The organism is Promicromonospora sp. NPDC110617 (assembly GCF_055598465.1).
This window is the reverse complement of record NZ_JBVKBM010000005.1, coordinates 305509-321289: the sequence shown is the minus strand read 5'-3', so window position 1 is coordinate 321289 and position 15781 is coordinate 305509. Positions and strand designations below refer to the sequence as shown.

15 protein-coding genes are annotated in these 15781 nt (G+C 75.2%); 3 read left to right on the top strand and 12 right to left on the bottom strand.

What is annotated here, in order from left to right; genetic code table 11:
• Positions 1-75: 75 nt before the first annotated feature.
• On the top strand, positions 76-1044 hold the full coding sequence (locus ACZ7LE_RS25470) for an endonuclease/exonuclease/phosphatase family protein (RefSeq protein ID WP_470406014.1): 969 nt from the start codon (positions 76-78) through the stop codon (positions 1042-1044).
• Here ACZ7LE_RS25470 and ACZ7LE_RS25465 read toward each other — a convergent pair.
• The 11 genes from ACZ7LE_RS25465 to ACZ7LE_RS25415 all read right to left on the bottom strand — a co-directional run bounded on the left by ACZ7LE_RS25465 (position 1014) and on the right by ACZ7LE_RS25415 (position 13281).
• On the bottom strand, positions 1014-2477 hold the full coding sequence (locus ACZ7LE_RS25465) for a hypothetical protein (protein ID WP_470406013.1): 1464 nt from the start codon (positions 2475-2477) through the stop codon (positions 1014-1016). The two genes, ACZ7LE_RS25470 and ACZ7LE_RS25465, sit on opposite strands and share 31 nt — an antisense overlap.
• The gene (locus ACZ7LE_RS25460) at positions 2474-3874 is read right to left on the bottom strand and encodes a CHAT domain-containing protein (protein WP_470406012.1); all 1401 of its coding nucleotides are present in this window, start codon (positions 3872-3874) and stop codon (positions 2474-2476) included. Before ACZ7LE_RS25460 ends, ACZ7LE_RS25465 begins: the two co-directional genes overlap by 4 nt.
• Positions 3871-5301: a hypothetical protein gene (locus tag ACZ7LE_RS25455; protein WP_470406011.1), complete on the bottom strand. Its 1431-nt coding sequence runs from the start codon at positions 5299-5301 to the stop codon at positions 3871-3873. Before ACZ7LE_RS25455 ends, ACZ7LE_RS25460 begins: the two co-directional genes overlap by 4 nt.
• Positions 5302-5311: 10 nt before the next feature.
• A complete protein-coding gene (locus ACZ7LE_RS25450) occupies positions 5312-6670 on the bottom strand; it encodes a hypothetical protein (protein ID WP_470406010.1) in 1359 nt (452 codons plus the stop codon).
• Positions 6671-6763: 93 nt separating this feature from the next.
• Positions 6764-8209 carry a copper resistance CopC/CopD family protein gene (locus ACZ7LE_RS25445; RefSeq protein WP_470406009.1) on the bottom strand — a complete coding sequence of 482 codons (1446 nt, stop codon included), beginning with the start codon at positions 8207-8209 and terminating at the stop codon, positions 6764-6766.
• A 59-nt stretch (positions 8210-8268) separates the two neighbouring features.
• Positions 8269-8808, bottom strand: coding sequence for a DUF305 domain-containing protein (locus ACZ7LE_RS25440; protein WP_470406008.1), 540 nt, complete (start codon positions 8806-8808; stop codon positions 8269-8271).
• A 103-nt stretch (positions 8809-8911) separates the two neighbouring features.
• Positions 8912-9406 (bottom strand): DUF6153 family protein, encoded by a 495-nt coding sequence (locus ACZ7LE_RS25435; RefSeq protein ID WP_470406007.1) that lies wholly within the window; start codon positions 9404-9406, stop codon positions 8912-8914.
• A gap of 41 nt (positions 9407-9447) precedes the next feature.
• Positions 9448-10392, bottom strand: a complete 945-nt coding sequence (locus ACZ7LE_RS25430; RefSeq protein WP_470406006.1) for a hypothetical protein — start codon at positions 10390-10392, stop codon at positions 9448-9450.
• 27 nt (positions 10393-10419) lie between these two features.
• Positions 10420-11043 (bottom strand): hypothetical protein, encoded by a 624-nt coding sequence (locus tag ACZ7LE_RS25425; protein ID WP_470406005.1) that lies wholly within the window; start codon positions 11041-11043, stop codon positions 10420-10422.
• 106 nt (positions 11044-11149) lie between these two features.
• A complete protein-coding gene (locus ACZ7LE_RS25420) occupies positions 11150-12868 on the bottom strand; it encodes a SulP family inorganic anion transporter (protein WP_470406004.1) in 1719 nt (572 codons plus the stop codon).
• On the bottom strand, positions 12865-13281 hold the full coding sequence (locus ACZ7LE_RS25415) for an ArsR/SmtB family transcription factor (RefSeq protein WP_470406003.1): 417 nt from the start codon (positions 13279-13281) through the stop codon (positions 12865-12867). Before ACZ7LE_RS25415 ends, ACZ7LE_RS25420 begins: the two co-directional genes overlap by 4 nt.
• Before the next feature lie 119 nt (positions 13282-13400).
• On the opposite strand from ACZ7LE_RS25415, the gene ACZ7LE_RS25410 reads away from it, so the two are divergent.
• The gene (locus tag ACZ7LE_RS25410; protein WP_470406002.1) at positions 13401-13787 is read left to right on the top strand and encodes a VOC family protein; all 387 of its coding nucleotides are present in this window, start codon (positions 13401-13403) and stop codon (positions 13785-13787) included.
• A gap of 145 nt (positions 13788-13932) precedes the next feature.
• Positions 13933-14757 (top strand): alpha/beta fold hydrolase, encoded by an 825-nt coding sequence (locus ACZ7LE_RS25405; protein ID WP_470406001.1) that lies wholly within the window; start codon positions 13933-13935, stop codon positions 14755-14757.
• Between the two features lie 12 nt (positions 14758-14769).
• Here the strand turns inward: ACZ7LE_RS25405 and ACZ7LE_RS25400 are convergent, their stop codons facing one another.
• Positions 14770-15717, bottom strand: a complete 948-nt coding sequence (locus tag ACZ7LE_RS25400) for an Acg family FMN-binding oxidoreductase (protein ID WP_470406000.1) — start codon at positions 15715-15717, stop codon at positions 14770-14772.
• Positions 15718-15781: the final 64 nt, after the last annotated feature.

Genomic DNA, 15781 nt, shown 5'->3' with positions numbered 1-15781 from the left:
GTATCAGCCCACGGCCGGGCGCCCTCTTGGCAGGTAGCGGTGCCTCCCGATCCCTCCGCATGCAGGTGATGTGCCATGACCACGACCATCGCCCCGCCGCCCGGGCCGGTCCCCGGAGCGGTCGCCGGCGACGTCGACCGGGTGCGCGCCGCGCTCGCGGCCCAGATCCCGGCCAAGACGACCAAGAACCTGCTGATCGGCACGTGGAACCTCCGCGCCTTCGGCGACCTCACGCACAAGGGGCAGTCCGCGCCGGACGACAGCCCCAAGCGCGACTGGCACGCGCTGGCCTGCATCGCCGAGGTGGTCCAGCGCTTCGACGTGACGGCCGTCCAGGAGACCCGGCGCGACACGACGTCGCTGTTCGCCCTGCTGAGCCTGCTGGGCCCGCGCTACCAGGTCATCGCTTCCGACGTCACCGAGGGCGGCCCCGGCAACGGCGAGCGCCTCGCCTACGTCTACGACTCCGAGCGCGTCCAGGCCTCGGGCCTGGTCGGGGAGCTCGTCCTGCCCAAGGAGGCGCGCAACGACGACGTCGACCAGTTCGCCCGCACCCCGTACGCCGCGGGCTTCGTGCGCGGCGCGACGGAGTTCATCCTGACCACCGTGCACGTGCTGTGGGGCAAGGCGCCCGCCGACCGGGTCGGCGAGCTGACCGCCTTCGCCACGTGGATGCGGGGCTGGGCCGACCGGCCCGACGACTGGAACCACAACCTGCTGGTCCTGGGCGACTTCAACCTCGACCGGCTCGACGACCCGCTGTTCGCGGCGTTCGTCTCGACCGGGCTGTGGCCGCCCGCGGAGCTCGGCACGGTGCCGCGCACGATCTTCGACGACGACAAGGACCACCACCAGTACGACCAGATCGCCTGGTTCAGCGACCCCACCCGGCCCGGCGCGCCGTCACTCCTGGACGGCCTGACGTACACGGGGCACGGCGGCAGCTTCGACTTCCTCCCGCACGCGCTGCGGGACCTGACCAAGGGCCAGGTGTCGTGGCGCCTGAGCGACCACTACCCGCTCTGGCTGGAGTTCCTGGCCTGAGCCGCCGGCTCCTGACCGGCCGGCGGCAGGGGGATCGCGACGGTGGGATCGCCCAGGATGACGGTGCTGGCGCGGTCGTGGGCCGTCACGCGGCTGTAGACCAGGAGGTCGAGGCTGGGCTTCGCCTGCGCCCCGAAGGTCGTCTGGTACTCCTTCTCGGCGAGCTGGTAGCCCTCCAGCAGCGCGCCGATGGGCCGGTACCAGGGCTCCATGGCGTACCCCACCGGCTTGCCGAGGAACAGCCGCGCGTACAGTGCCTCGCGCAGCTGCGCGGTCAGCGGCTGCGCGTTCGGCGGAAAGCTCAGCGTCCAGTTGAACGTGGGCTCGACGTGCCCGATGAACGCGCGCAGCGGCTTCTTCGCGCCGAGCAGCGCCCGGGGGAGCGGCGAGGTCAGGGCGCCGAGCGCGGCGACGCCGTCGAACGTCCGGGCCAGGTCGCCGTCGAACAGCCCGGCGTAGGCCGAGGGGCTGTCCGCGCCGGCGGAGCAGCAGGCCTGGGCGAACCAGATCGCGCCGTCCGGCTGCCAGGCACGCAGCAGGGTCTCGGGGTCGAGCGGCGAATGGTCGTGGTCCACCGGTTTGCCGAGGTCGGCGCGCAGGCGCGCCGGGTCGGTCAGGGGCCCGGTCTGGCCGTGGCTCGTGGTGACGACGACGGCGGGCCGCGCGGTCGTCAGCGCCGCGGTCAGCGCGGCGACCGTGGCGGGCACCGACCGACCGTCGACGAACGTGGGTGTCAGCTCGGCGTCCGCGCTCAGGTCGCCGTGCAGGGGCTCCGCGACGACGTCGCGCATCAGGGTGGTGATCTCGCCCATCCGGTGGTCCACCGCCCAGACGACGGGCCGGGACCACCGGGCCGCCGAGTCCCGCCACTCGCCGAGCAGAGCGTCGACGTAGCGCGTCAGGGCGGGGCCCGTCAGGTCGAGCCGGCCCACGTGGCGCACCGGGTTGAGGATGTACTGGACCCGCCACGGGACCTGCTCGGGGCTGCCGTAGATGAGCAGGAAGGCCGGCAGCTCCCCGGCGTCGGCGCCGGCCGGGGCGGCCGGCACGAAGGGCTGCGCGTCGCCCGCGTAGTCGGTCAGGGTCCACTGGGCGTACCCGCCGGCGGGCCGGTAGCGGAACACCCGGCCGGAGCGCGCCGCGACCAGGCGCCGGATGTCGGCGGGCAGGTCGGTCAGCGCCACCAGCTCGTCCCGGGTGGCCCCGTCGGGCTCGCGGGCCACCAGCCCCCAGCCGACGTCGGGGTGCCGCCAGTCCCACGGGTCGGCCGGGGCGGGCCGCGCCGTCCGCTCGGCGACCGTGAACTCCTGGGTGAGCCAGGGCCGCACGTCCTGGGCGAACCGCCCGGTGACCGGCGCGGTGCCCGACCACGCGTCGCTGGTGATCTCGAGGCCGGGGTCGACGGCGGGGGCGGCACCGGGGCTGACGCTCACGACTCCGCCAGGGCCTCGGGCGTGACGCCGAGCAGCGCGGCGAGCTCGGCGATCCGCTCCACGGCGCCGGCGCGGAACGCCGCGCCCTGGCCGGGCGGCAGCGCCGCGAGCAGGCTCTGCAGCGCCGCGACCTCCAGGCGCCAGGTCCGGGCCTGCTCCGGGTCGACCCGCGGCGCGCCGCCGTCCCGCGCGGGCGTGAGCTGGAGCTGGAACTCCTCCCAGCGCAGGTAGAGCGCGGGCAGGGTCCACTCGCGGCTCTGGTTCCTGGCCTGCGTGGGCGACAGCCCGGCGCCCAGCTCCGTGACCAGCCGGTTGCGGGCCGCCACGGTCAGGGCCGCCCAGTCCAGGGGCGCCGACAGCGTCGCGCCCGCCTTGGTCCGCGTGGTCAGCTCGCCCAGCAGGGCGCCGTACAGGCCCTGCGTCAGCGTGCTGGCCACGGCGCTCCGGATCGGCTCGCGCATGCCGACGGCGGCGGGCGCCACGCCCTTGGTGACGAGGTCGCGAGCGAGGGACGTCGCCCCGTCCCCCGACGAGGCGGCGCCCTCGCAGCAGTTGAGGACGACGAGCCAGGGGCCGCCGTCCGTGTCCCAGACGAACTTCGCGAACTGCTCCTTCTCCAGGGCCAGCCCGATCCCCGGGCTCGCCGAGGCCCAGTCCTGCTTGAGGGCGAGCCGCACGTGCGGCACGGGCTCGGCGGAGCCGTGGCAGAACAGGTGCAGCACGTGGGGCTTGAACTCGTTGACCAGGCGGACCAGGTCGTGGTGGTCCGGCGGCACGAGGTGCACGCCCGCGACCTCAGGGGCGGTACCGGCGTCGATCTCGGCCTGCAGGCCGGTCGCCAGCTCCTCCTCGCTGACGACGACCAGGAGGCGGGCCATGCCCGGCCCGGCCTCCAGGGCGGCGGCCCGCAGCTCGCGCAGCTCGGCCGCGGCGCCCAGGCCCAGACACGACAGCAGGGCCATGATCCGCAGCGGCGGCTCGAGCTGGTACAGGGGCACCGGGGGCGCCGTCGTGCGCACCACGCGGGCCAGCGCGTACTTGTCCTCCAGCGCCAGGTAGGGACCGTCGCCGGGGAACCGGAGGGCCTCCCACGGCAGGCTGTCCGCGCCGCTGCGCGGCAGGATCTCCGCGTAGACGGGGAACCGGCGGTCGGCGCTGTTCCGGGCCACGGCGAGCTGGTCGCCGAGCTGCTCGTGCGCGGCGAGCGCCTGGAACAGGCGGTCGCCCTCGCGCGCGTTGACGTCGGCGTCCAGCGCCTGGGGGCTGACCGGGCCGTCCGTGGGGCAGTCGAAGGTCCGGTCGAGGGCCTGGTCGTCGACGGGTTCGACCAGCCGCACCAGGGGCGTGGTCGCACCCTCCTCGCCGAAGGCGGAGAGCTGGAAGACGACGCGGCTCATGGGGCACCTTCCTCCGGTGGTGCGGGCTCCGGGGGCTCCTCGGGGTACGCGAGGTGCACGTGCCGCTCCAGCAGGGCGGAGACGTTGTTCAGCGCGTCCACCGCGGCCTGGTCGACCGGGAGGTCGGGGGTGTAGGGGAGCCAGTTCATCTGCAGGTGCTCGATGCTGCGCGACGCGGAGGCGACCCAGGAGTCGCCGTCGACCTCCACCGCGGCCTTGCGCGTGGCCTCGTGCAGGAACGCGGACCGCCCGTCCTTGCGGAGCATGAGCCCGTCGGTGAGCGTGCGCAGGTCTGTGGTCAGCGGCTCGCCGGCGGGCTCGGGGTCGGGGGTGACCTCGACGAACAGCGGGTGCACCCAGGCGCTCATCGCCGGGAACGGCGCCGCGAGCGGGCCGGAGGGCGTCAGCGCCGTGCGCAGGCTCCGGCCGAGCTGCTCGCCGCCCGGGTCCGCCGCGACGTCGTGCACGGCCGTGACCCCGGGCCTGGACTGGGCCACGTAGTCGGCGAGGTCGCGCAGGCCCGCGGCGCTGTCGCTGCCGGGCGGGTCGGACAGCGCCAGGCCCACGGCCCCGACCCGCGTGAGCAGCTCGATCACCTCGACGGCCTCGACGAACGTCGCAGGGCCCTCGTCCGTCGTCGGCGACCCGGCCAGCGCCAGCGCCCCGCGGCCGTCGGACAGGTGCCCGTGCGCCACGAAGTGCACGACGTCGAGCCGGCCGCCCTCGACGGCGGCCAGGATCCAGGTGAGCCACGGGTTGGCGATCGCGTGCGGGCCGGCGGGCCGGCCGGCCGCGCGCCGCGCGGCGGCGCCGTGCTCCACCGGCACGTGCACGACGACGTCGCCGCGGCCCAGCATCGGGCGGACGGCGTCGCACGTGGCCGCGTACCGGTCGGCGTCGGTGAACAGGTGCACCGTGACGTGCCGCCCCGGGGTGTCGACGTACTGGTGGGCGAGCTGCGTGACCACCTCTGCCGGGTCGAACCGGACCGCCGGGAACGGCGAGCTGGAGCAGATCGCGACGTCGAGCTGCACCCCGGGCTTCTGCGGGCGCACGGGGTGGAACGGCAGCCGGAACAGGGGCCGCCCCAGCCCGGCGAGCAGACGCTCCCACGGCAGCACGTGCACCAGGCCGCGCGGCACAGGGAACTCCAGCCACAGCGCGTTGTGCGGGGGCAGCGGCGACGTGCCGAGCTGCTCCGCGGCCGTCACGAGCTGGGTCACGACTGCCACGGGGACGGTCAGGTCGGCGTCCCGCACGTGCTGCACGGCGCTGGCCGGTAGGCCGAGGTCCGCCAGCGGGCAGCGCGCGACCTCGGTGGGCCGGCGTCGCCCGCGGACCACCGCGAACACGGCCTCCGAGGTGGCCAGGTCCACGCTGATCCGCAGGGTCGGCAGGTCGATCTCCGACCGCAGGGTCTTGGTCATCGACGGCCCCTCACCCGTCCGCGTGCGCCGCGGCCCGGATCTGGCTCAGCAGCGCCCACGCGGTCTGGCCGGACTGGACGGCGCCGTGGCCCGGGATGCACCACGTGCCGTCCACGCCGATCACCTCGTACCGGCCGTCGACGGCGTGCTCGCCGATCGGGTAGTGCTGGCCGACGTCGGGCATCCGGTCGATCTGGAGCGCCTCGGCGCCCACGCCCTGCGGGCCGTAGCCGCCGAGGGCCGCGAACCGCGACGGCGGCCGCCCGGCGATCTCGGCCTCGCCGAGGTCCGCCCGGCGCCGCAGCGCGAGGTGGAACACCCGCGTGAGCGGCAGGTCGTGCGCCGACCGGGTGGTGATGACCGGGTTGCGCACCCGCTCGAACGCCGGCCGGTACCCGCCGGGCCGCCCGTAGACGTCGCTCGCGAAGGCCCAGGCGGACAGCGCGGGCTGCAGCAGCAGCACCGAGTCGACCGGCCGGCCCGTCCAGGGGCCGTTGCACACGGCGGAGAGCACGACCCGCCCGCCGTAGGAGTGGCCCACCAGGTGGATCCGCGCGGGCGTCTCGTCGGCCAGCCGGCGCAGGGCGGCGGCCACACCGGCGCCGCCCACGCGCCCGGCCCGGTCCTTCATCTGGCGCACCGTGGCCAGGCGGATCCCGGAGCGGATCAGCTCCAGCGGGTTGAAGCCCGCGACGCGGGGAGCGGCCGCGGGGCCGGCGTCGTCGGGGATGATGCCGCCGGGGCGCACCGGCTCCGGCTCGATCCGCGCGAGCGTGTCCTCCCAGACGGCGCGCAGCGCCGGCCCGTCCGTCCGGGCACCCGCCGCGCCGGTCTCGTCCGGGTCGGCCACGGGCAGGTGCGCGAGGATCTCGGCGGCCAGGTCGGCGCGGTCCCCGCCCACCGCCGGGTCGGCCAGTTCCGGGTCGGCCAGCAGGGCGTGGAGCTCGCCGCTCAGCTCCGGTCCGAGGTCCGCGCCCAGCACGGCGAGCTCGTCGGCGAGCTCCCCGACCAGGCCGTCGCCGCCGGCCGCGATGTCGGGCCCCTGCTCCCACGGCATGACCAGCGCGGCACTCGGCCAGAACACGCCCACGTACACGGGGCGGAACGGGCGGTCCGCGGCGGGCGGGTGCGACCGCAGCACCGTGTCGAGGTGGTCGAAGAAGTCGTCGTACCGCGAGGTGGCCGCCAGCCAGTCGTTGTTCCAGCCGTGCGAGACGACGACGAGGTCGGTGGCGTCCCGCGCGTCCTCGACCAGGGCCGCCAGGGACCGCGGCGACGTCAGGGTGCCCCGGGCGTCGAACTGGAGCACGTACACGGGGACCGGCCCGCGCGGACCCTGCCGGACGGTCCAGGGGATGTTCGTGGACATGGCACCATCGCCTCTTCTGCCGCTGCCCCCTGCCAACAGCTCTCACAGGTGCGGAGCCGTCGGCCGTCGGGTTGATACCGCGCCGGGGCGACATCACCCGGGTGCCTGGACGGACGCCGCCACGAGCCAGGCCGTGAGCAGCACGACCGCCACCATGAGCGCCGTCTCCCGGTAGGCGCTGCGGCGCAGCGCCTCGCCCGCGGTGCGTGACCGGCCGGCGTGCCGGACCACCGCCCGGCGGCGTGCCGTGAGCCGCGGGACGACGCGGAGATGGTTGTGCGTGCCGATCGCCGCGACCAGCACGACCACGGCGACCTTGGTCAGCAGGAGCAGCCCCCAGGTGCTCTCCCAGAGCTGCGCCGGGCGGTCGAGGATCCCGACGGCGAGCAGCACCCCGGCCACGCCGACGACCGCGAGGGAGAGGCCCGCGACCACGGAGAAGCGGGCCCCCAGCAGCGCGGCGTCGAGGTCGCGGCCGTCCCGGCGCCGGGCCCGGAGCAGGTGCGTCAGCGTGACGACGCCGCCCACCCAGACGGCGGCGGCCGCCAGGTGCGCCACGTCCGCCGTCACCACGAGCCACCGGGGTTCCACGGTGTTGCTGTGGCCGCCGAGGACCTGTCCGGCGCCGGCCAGGACGGCGCCGAGCGCCGCGGGCCACGCGCCGGGCAGCGTGCGCCGGGCGCCCACCACCACGGCGACCGCGCCGGCGCCCTGGAGGCCGACGTCCCAGCGCGTCGTCCCGGCGAGCGAGTCGCCGATCGCGGACGGCGAGACGGCGGCGGCGAGGTCGCCGTGCGCCACGAGCACCGCGCCCGCCAGGACGCGCACGGCGAGCCCGCCGAGCAACAGCACGCCCGACCAGCGGACCAGCCGCAGCACGTGCGGCACGTCCGCCTCGTCCCGCCCGCGCAGCACGAGGCCGGCGAACGCCAGGGCGCCCCCGGCGACCAGACAGCCCCACAGCGCGGCGGCGCCGCCGAGCCGGGCGACTGCCCCCGCGGCGTCGGTCGCAGGGGTACCCATCGCGGCCGGGTCGTGGCCCATGTCGTGGCCCATGTCGTGGTTCGAGCCGCTCATGCCGCTCATGTCGTCGTGGCTGGTGCCGCCGTCGGGCGCCGCGCTCGCGGCCGCGCCCGGCACGGTGAAGCCGAAGGTGCCCTCCAGCGGGTGGCCGTCCTGGGCCGCGGCGGTCCAGGTCACCGTGTACGGGCCGGTGGCCAGGGCCGCGGCCGGGGTCGCGACCAGCACCAGGTCGTCCTCGGCAGGTGCGACGTCGGCGGGCACGACGCCGTCCGGGCCCTCGATCACCACGCCGTCGCCGAGCAGGCTCACAGGCAGGGTGAACCGCAGCGTGACCGCGGTGACCGGGGCCTGCGCCGTCGACCCGGCGGCGGGGACCGACGACTCGAGCCGGGTGTGCGCGGCGGCGGGCGGCGCGCAGCAGAGCGTCAGGACGAGGGAGGTGAGCAGGGCGAGCAGCGTGGCCGCCACCCCGGTGCGGACCGCGCAAGGGCGCGCTCCGGCGAGCGAACTGCGCATGGGCAGGCTCCTTGGGGAGGGGGTGGTGCGCCGGCGTGCGCCGGCGCACCACCCGGCGGTCACATCGAGGCGAGGAGCTCTTCCATCGTCTCGATCTCGGCGGCCTGCGTGTCGACGATGGTCTGCGCCATCTCGACCGCGCCCGCGTCCTGGCCGTCCTCGACCTGGGCCTGCGCCATCTCGACGGCGCCCTCGTGGTGCACGATCATCTGCTCCAGGAACAGCCGGTCCGCCGCGGGGCCGGTGGCCGCGGCGAGCGCCTGGAGGTCCTCGTCGGACATCATGCCGTCCATCCCGGCGTGGCCCCCGTGCTCGCCGGTGGGCTCGGCGCCCCAGGTGTCGAGCCAGCCGGTGAGCGTCTCGATCTCGGGGGCCTGGGCCGCCTTGACCTCGGTGGCCAGCTCGGCGACCTGGGGATCGGCGTCGGGTCGGGCCAGGACGGCGTCCGCCATCTCGATCGCCTGCTCGTGGTGCGGGATCATCATCTGCGCGAACATCACGTCCGCGTCGCTGTGCCCGGCGTGCTCGCCGGCCGCGGAACAGCCCGTGAGGGCCAGGGCGGCGGACAGGGCGATCGTGGGCAGCAGGGTGCGCTTCATGGGGTCTTCCTCTGGGTCGTCTCGGGGTAGCACTCACTGGCGCGACGGCGTTGGGGCACGGTCGCGCTCTCGGGTCGGCGCGGGTGCGCGCCGGGGCCCGGGTCTACGTCCGGGAGATGCAGAGCTCGTGCAAGGAGGGGGCCGCGAGGTCGCGGACGCCGGCGAAGGCCGGCGCCAGGGCCGCCGCGAGCGGGAGCGGGGCCCGCCACAGGAGCCGCCGTACGGGCGCGACCAGCGCGAGGAGCGCGACGAGGATCATGAGGCACATCGCCATCGCGGCGTCGTGCCCGCCGCACCCGTCGCAGCAGGAGCCCTCGTCGCCCGCGGCGTGGTCGTCCGTCGCGGGGGCCTGGAGCAGGACGGGTCCGGTCACGGCCTGTGCCGTGCCCGCCTGTGCGGTCGCGACCTGCTCCGACGCGACCTGCTCCGAGACGACCGCGGTGGCCTCGTGCGGCACCGCGTGCCCGTGGGACGTCGGCGAGCCGCTCATCGAGTGCATCGTGACCACACCGACGATCACGGTGAGGATCGCCAGTGCTCCGACCAGGCTCTGCCGAGGGCCGGTGAGGGCCGAGCGGAGGAGCGGGAGCAGGCGCACGCAGGGAGGCTACCCGATCGCCGGTGCTTCACGAAGCACGCTCAGCACGGTCCGCCGGGCTCGGCCGTGGGGCCCTGACGTGCCCTGCCGTCGGGTGACGGGCTCAGGTGGTCGAGCCGGACGTCGTCGGTCGCGGGCACCGAGACCACGCCGGCGTCCTCCGCCGACCAGGCGCGCGGGATCAGCACGTACTGGCCGCCCGAGGCCGCCATGAGGACCAGACCGTCGTACCGGTAGCGGAACCCGTCCGCGCCCGCCGGGCACGCCGCCGCGGTGACGCCCGGCCCGGCGATCTGCAGGTCCACGGTGCTGCGCACCACGACGGACGAGTCCTTGGACAAGCCGTCCGCGAACTGCTCGGCTCGTTCACGGCCGACTGCCGCGGAGTAGTCCGCCACCGCCCAGAACAGCGCCACCGCCACGAGCGCGAACATCGCACCCCACTCGGCGAGCCGGGCCGCCTGCGACGGCGGGACCCACGACTCGTCGTCGCGACGCCGCACCGCGCGCCGGTGGCGCACGGCCAGGCCGAGCAGCAGCACCCCGCCGGCCAGGCAGACGGGGGCCACCCACGACGGCACCCAGTCGGCCAGACCCACGCCCGGCCGGAACGCCTGGACGAGCCCGAACAGGGCCAGGACCGCCCCGACCGGGCCTGCCACGCGCACGAGCCAGCGGTCGATGTCGGGTCCGGAGCTTCCGGCGCGGGACCCGCCCCGGACCCACAGCGCCACGAGCACCCCCGTGGCCACCACGGCCAGCGGGATCAGGAGCCCGTCCTGCGCGAGATAGAGGTAGTCGGTGGTGGTCAGCCCCAGCGACGAGACGTCCACGCCGAAGTACTCGAAGAAGAACGTGATCTGCTTGCGCCCGAAGAAGTACAGCAGCGCCGTGATCAGGGTGACGGGCGCGATGACCTCCGTGGCGACGCGCGCGATCCGGCCGATGTCCCGGCCCACGTCGGCCGACGCGTCCTCGTCGGGCACGGTCCTCTCCCGACCGCTCATCCGTGGTTACCCCTGGCTGCCCTCGGCGGGGCTCTCGTCCGTGCCGGTCGGCTCGTCGGTGGTGCCGTCGCCGTTCTGATCGGTGTCGGTGTCGGTGGTGTCGTCGGTCGGATCGACCTCCCCGCCGTTCTCGCCGTCCGTGCCGCCGTCCGCGCAGCCCTCGGGGTCTTCGCGGTCCCCGAACAGCGTCAGGGTCGCGCCGACCTCGATGGTCTCGCCGAACGCGGGGTCGGAGCCGGAGTAGATGCAGTCGCCGACGGCGGGCTCGAACGTGATCTCCACGCACAGGTTCCCGTCGGGACACTCGTCCGCCAGCGCATCGGCTGCCAGGTCCGCGATCTCGGACACGGTCTGGTCGCCGCCGGCCCGGTCCAGGGGGCTACCGAGAACGATCGGGGAGGGTTGCGCACCTCCGCCCCCGCCGCCCCCGCCCCCGCCCCCGCCGCCGTTGTCATTGCCGCCCCCACCGCCACCGTTGCCGTCGGTGTTGTCGGTCTGCGTCGTGTCCTCGCCCGCGGTGTCGTCGTCACCCCAGGAGCAGGCCGTTCCTGCCGAGAGCACGAGCGCCACGAGCAGGGCCAGCGGCGCGAGCCGCCGTCGCGCCGGTCGAGTTCCGGTCTGGTGTCGCATCAGGCGCACCTCCTTGTCCGCCTACCCGGAGGGAGTCGCGGGGGAGACGACGTGATACGGCCGGCGACCCCGTTCCGCGGGTCCGGCGGGTGAACTCGTGCGCGGCTCAGCGCCGCCCGTCGAGCTGCGGCACGTCGACGCCCTGCGCCGCCCGCCGGACATGGGAGCGGGCATGCGCGACAGCGGCGTCGAGCGAGGCGAACACGTGGTTCTCGTGCCGGAGCCCGGCCAGCACGCCCACCGTCGTCATGAGCCTGCGGTGCCGGCCCTGCACGCCCTTGACCAGCACGGTGACCCCGCGCTGCTCCAGGGCGGTGACCAGGTCGGCGAGGGCGCGCGCGCCCGTGGCGTCGACCATGTCCAGCTGGGACAGGCGCAGGACGACCACCAGCACGTCGTCCCGGACCGAGGCGTCGGTGACCTCGCCGAGGATCCGGTCGGCGGCCCCGAAGAACATCGCACCGTCCAGGCGGAACAGCGCGATGCGCTCGTCGCCCTCGTGCGCGGCCCCGGGCAGCGGCTCCCGGTGCACGGCCGAGGCGCGGGCCAGCCGGCGCAGGGCGAAGAACGCGGCGACGACCAGCCCGATCTGGACGGCCTCGATCAGGTCGAACGCGACGGTGATCACGGCCGTGACCAGGAACGTGGCGGCGTCGGACCGGGTGGAGCCCAGCACCGTGCGGATCGTGCCCGCGCCGATCATCCGGAACGCGGTGACCATGAGCACGCCGGCGAGCGCGGCCAGCGGGATGCGGCTCACGGGCCCGGTGGCCAGGTAGATCACGGCGAGGATCACGAGCGCGTGGACGACGGCGGCCAGGCGGGTGCGCGCCCCGGAGCGCACGTTGACGGCGGTGCGTGCGATGGCCCCGGTCGCGGGCATCCCGCCGAACAGTCCCGACGCCAGCGAGGCCAGGCCCTGCCCCACGAGCTCGCGGTCCGGGTGGTACACCGACCCGGGGGCCATGGTGGCCGCCACCCGGGCCGACAGGAGCGACTCGATCGCGGCCAGGGCCGCGACCGCGACCGCCGCCCCCACGAGGTCGCCCGCCGCCGCGGCGCCGAACCCGGGCAGCGCCGGGGCGGGGAGCGCCGGGGGCAGGGCGCCGATGCGGGCCACCGGTGCGCCGGTGATCTCGGCGAGCACCGTGGCGAGCGCGACGGCCACGAGCGAGGCCGGGATCGCGGCGTGCAGCCGGGGCAGCAGCACCATGACCGCCGCCACCAGGACCACGATCGCCAACGCCCACAGCGTGGCGGCGTCGAGGCTGAGCCCGCCCAGTGCCTTGGCGGTCGACCCGAGCGCGCGGACGGCGGAGACCAGCGGGTTCTGCCCCGCGGGAGCTTCCTGCCCGACGGCGGCGGGGACCTGCTGGAGGAAGATGATCGCCGCGATCCCGAGCGTGAACCCCTCGACCACGGGCCAGGGGATGAAGGTGACGAGCCGGCCCAGCCGCAGCACGCCGGCGAGCAGGACGATCGCTCCGCCGAGCACGGTGACCAGGACGACCGAGGCGAGCCCGTGCTCGGCGACGATCGGGGCCAGCACGACGGCCATCGCCCCCGTCGGCCCCGAGACCTGGAACCGGGAGCCGCCGAGCACGGCCGCGACGACGCCCGCGACGACCGCGGTCACCAGCCCCGCCGCGGGCCCGGTGCCGGAGGCGACGCCGAACGCGAGGGCGAGCGGCAGCGCGACGACTCCCACCGTGAGCCCCGCCAGGAGGTCCGCGCCGAGCGACCTGGGCCGCAGGTCGTAGTCCTCGCGCCGGGGGAGCAGGTCGCGCACGTCGAGGGCGGCCACGGCGGCACGGACGGTCGTCACCGCTCCGCCCCGGTCCGGGCCAGCGCCGCCTCCAGGACGGCGCGGGCGCTCGCGCCGGGCAGTGCCGGCAGGCGCCGGGCGGCGGCGAGCCGGTCGGCGTCGGCGTCCTGGCCCGCCAGGCGGTGCAGCAGGAACGCGCGCGCGACCACGAGCAGCTCGGCCACCAGCGGCTCCGTGAGCCGGTAGTGCACGGCGTTGCCCGACCGGGTCGCCTCGACCACCCCGGCGCGCTTGAGCACGGCCAGGTGCTGGGAGAGCGCGGACGGCTCGGACCGCGTGACGGTCAGCAGGCGGGAGACCGGCGCGGTCAGGTCGGGGTCTGCCGCGAGCACCTCCAGCACCTGGATGCGCACCGGGTGGGCCAGGCTCTTGAAGAGCTCGGCCTTGATCGCGTAGAGGGGCTGCGTGTCCACGCAGTGAATTTAGCAGTTGCTCAATCCATTGCGGAGCGGTCGGCGGGCAGCGCGGGCCGATGAGTTCCGCCGCCCGCCGTCGTCAGCCGTGGGACGCACCCGAGAAAAGGAACCCCACCATGGTCACCACGCTCCGCACCTTCAGCGGCTTCTCCGTCGACGACCTCGACCCCGCCCTCCGCTTCTACCGCGACACCCTCGGCCTGCCCGTCCGCACGAACCAGATGGGTGGTCTCGAGATCGAGCTGACCGAGGGCTCGTCGGTGTTCGTCTACCCCAAGGGGCCGGACCACGCGCCGGCGTCGTACACCGTGCTGAACCTCGTGGTGCCGGACATCGACGACGCGGTCACGGAGCTGGAGGCAGCCGGGGTGAGCCTGCTGCGGTACCCCGGGTTCGAGCAGGACGAACGCGGCGTGGCGCGGAGCTCCGACCCCGCCCAGGGTCCGACCATCGGCTGGATCACCGACCCGGCGGGCAACGTCGTCGCGCTCATCCAGGACTGATCCGCCCGGCGCCCGCGAGGCTCGGTTTCACCCGGGAAAGTCAGTCGTGGGGCCGATCCTGGCCTGCGCGCGCGGCCCGGTCGATGGATGCTGGCAGGACGGCTCGGGGAGCCGGGCCTCAGCACCAGCGAACGGAGACGGAAACGTGCCGAAGATTGTCACTGATGACGGCGTCGAGATCTTCTACAAGGACTGGGGGACCGGGCAGCCCATCGTCTTCAGCCACGGCTGGCCCCTGTCGGCCGACGACTGGGACGCCCAGCTGTTGTTCTTCCTGCACCAGGGCTACCGGGTCATCGCCCACGACCGCCGCGGGCACGGCCGGTCCACGCAGGTGGCCGACGGTCACGACATGGACCACTATGCGGACGACCTGGCCGCGCTGACCACCTACCTCGACCTGCGCGACGCCGTGCACGTGGGCCACTCCACCGGCGGCGGCGAGGTGGTCCACTACATCGCCCGGCACGGCGAGTCGCGCGTGGCCAAGGCCGCGATCATCGCCGCCGTGCCGCCGCTCATGGTGCAGACCGACGCCAACCCCGGCGGCCTGCCGAAGAGCGTGTTCGACGACCTCCGTGCCCAGCTCGCGGCCAGCCGCTCGGAGTTCTACACCGCCCTGCCCGCCGGCCCGTTCTACGGGTTCAACCGGCCCGGCGTCGAGACCCGCGAGCCCCTGGTGCGCAACTGGTGGCGCCAGGGCATGCAGGGCGGCGCCAAGGCGCACTACGACGGCATCGCGGCGTTCTCGGAGACCGACTTCACCGAGGACCTGCGCAAGATCACCGTGCCGGTGCTGGTCATGCACGGCGACGACGACCAGATCGTCCCGTACGCCAACGCGGGCCCGATGTCGGCCGAGCTGCTGCCGAACGGCACGCTGAAGACCTACCCGGGCTTCCCGCACGGCATGCCCACCACGCACGCCGAGGTGATCAACGCCGACCTGCTGGAGTTCATCCGCTCCTGAGGCCTGCGTGGTTCACCGCGTGATCTCCTCCTCCGTCCGCCGCGGCGTGTGCCGGGGCAGCGAGCTGTAGCCGAGCCGCATCAGCATCTGCGGCGCCTCCTGGAGCGACAGGACCCGGCGCAGGTCGTGCCGCGTCGTCGGGTTCTCCAGCACCGTCGTCGCGAACGACGCGTGGACGAAGTAGGTGATCGCGACCAGCAGCACGCGCTCCAGCGCCTGCCCCGCGGCGACCCAGTCGCGGGGCAGGTCGCCGGGCGTGCAGAGCAGGGCCATCGTCGAGTGCTGCTCGAACTGGGCGCTGCCCCTGCTGGCGAGGAACCGCCGGACCGGCGCGCCGTCGTCGACGGCCGCCGGTCCCAGGAGGTCAGCGGGGATGCCGTCGGCGCGGTCCGCGTCCGTGGCGGTCCACGCCAGCTCCTCGCCCCGCGCCACCGGGTCCTCCGCGGCGAGCGCCTCGGCCCGGCGGACCAGGCCCAGCACCTCCGCACGCGCCGGCTCGGACGGCTGGATCGGGCGCAGGTCCGCGCCCTCGTCCCGGGCGGCCTGACCGATCGCCATCAGCACGTCCGTGAACAGCGGCTGGTCGTCGAACGGGACCCGCGACGTCCTGCGCCGCGCGATCGACACGGCCAGCTCCAGCTCGTCGGTGTTGGGCGCCGGGCCGGGCTCGAGCCGCATCGTGGCCACCAGCAGGGGGTCCTCCCGCGAGGGCAGCACGCGGACGGCGGGGCTCATCGACTCCCTGCGGGCGGCCGTCCGGGCGTTGAACAGGAAGGCTCCGCAGCTGATCAGCATCTCCCGGCCGTCCGGGTCGCAGTGGTGCAGCTGCCGCGCCGGATCCGCCCGGAGCGTGATGGTGCGGCCCGCGACCTCCACCTGCCACGGCTGGGTGTTGTAGACGCTCGGGGCGCTCGCGGCGGCCCGCAGGATCCGCTCCACCCGCGAGTCGACGACGTCCATCGCCACAGTCTTCGCGACGGGGCGGGCGCGGGCACGGGCCAAAGGTCCCGCGGACGTGGGCCGG

What these genes read in the sequence shown, in the direction of transcription:
- ACZ7LE_RS25440 (WP_470406008.1), bottom strand. Translation starts at nt 8,808, where the DNA reads ATGAAGCGCACCCTGCTGCCCACGATCGCCCTGTCCGCCGCCCTGGCC.
- ACZ7LE_RS25425 (WP_470406005.1), bottom strand. Translation starts at nt 11,043, where the DNA reads ATGCGACACCAGACCGGAACTCGACCGGCGCGACGGCGGCTCGCGCCG.
- ACZ7LE_RS25460 (WP_470406012.1), bottom strand. Translation starts at nt 3,874, where the DNA reads ATGAGCCGCGTCGTCTTCCAGCTCTCCGCCTTCGGCGAGGAGGGTGCG.
- ACZ7LE_RS25450 (WP_470406010.1), bottom strand. Translation starts at nt 6,670, where the DNA reads ATGTCCACGAACATCCCCTGGACCGTCCGGCAGGGTCCGCGCGGGCCG.
- ACZ7LE_RS25445 (WP_470406009.1), bottom strand. Translation starts at nt 8,209, where the DNA reads ATGCGCAGTTCGCTCGCCGGAGCGCGCCCTTGCGCGGTCCGCACCGGG.
- ACZ7LE_RS25410 (WP_470406002.1), top strand. Translation starts at nt 13,401, where the DNA reads ATGGTCACCACGCTCCGCACCTTCAGCGGCTTCTCCGTCGACGACCTC.
- ACZ7LE_RS25400 (WP_470406000.1), bottom strand. Translation starts at nt 15,717, where the DNA reads ATGGACGTCGTCGACTCGCGGGTGGAGCGGATCCTGCGGGCCGCCGCG.
- ACZ7LE_RS25470 (WP_470406014.1), top strand. Translation starts at nt 76, where the DNA reads ATGACCACGACCATCGCCCCGCCGCCCGGGCCGGTCCCCGGAGCGGTC.
- ACZ7LE_RS25455 (WP_470406011.1), bottom strand. Translation starts at nt 5,301, where the DNA reads ATGACCAAGACCCTGCGGTCGGAGATCGACCTGCCGACCCTGCGGATC.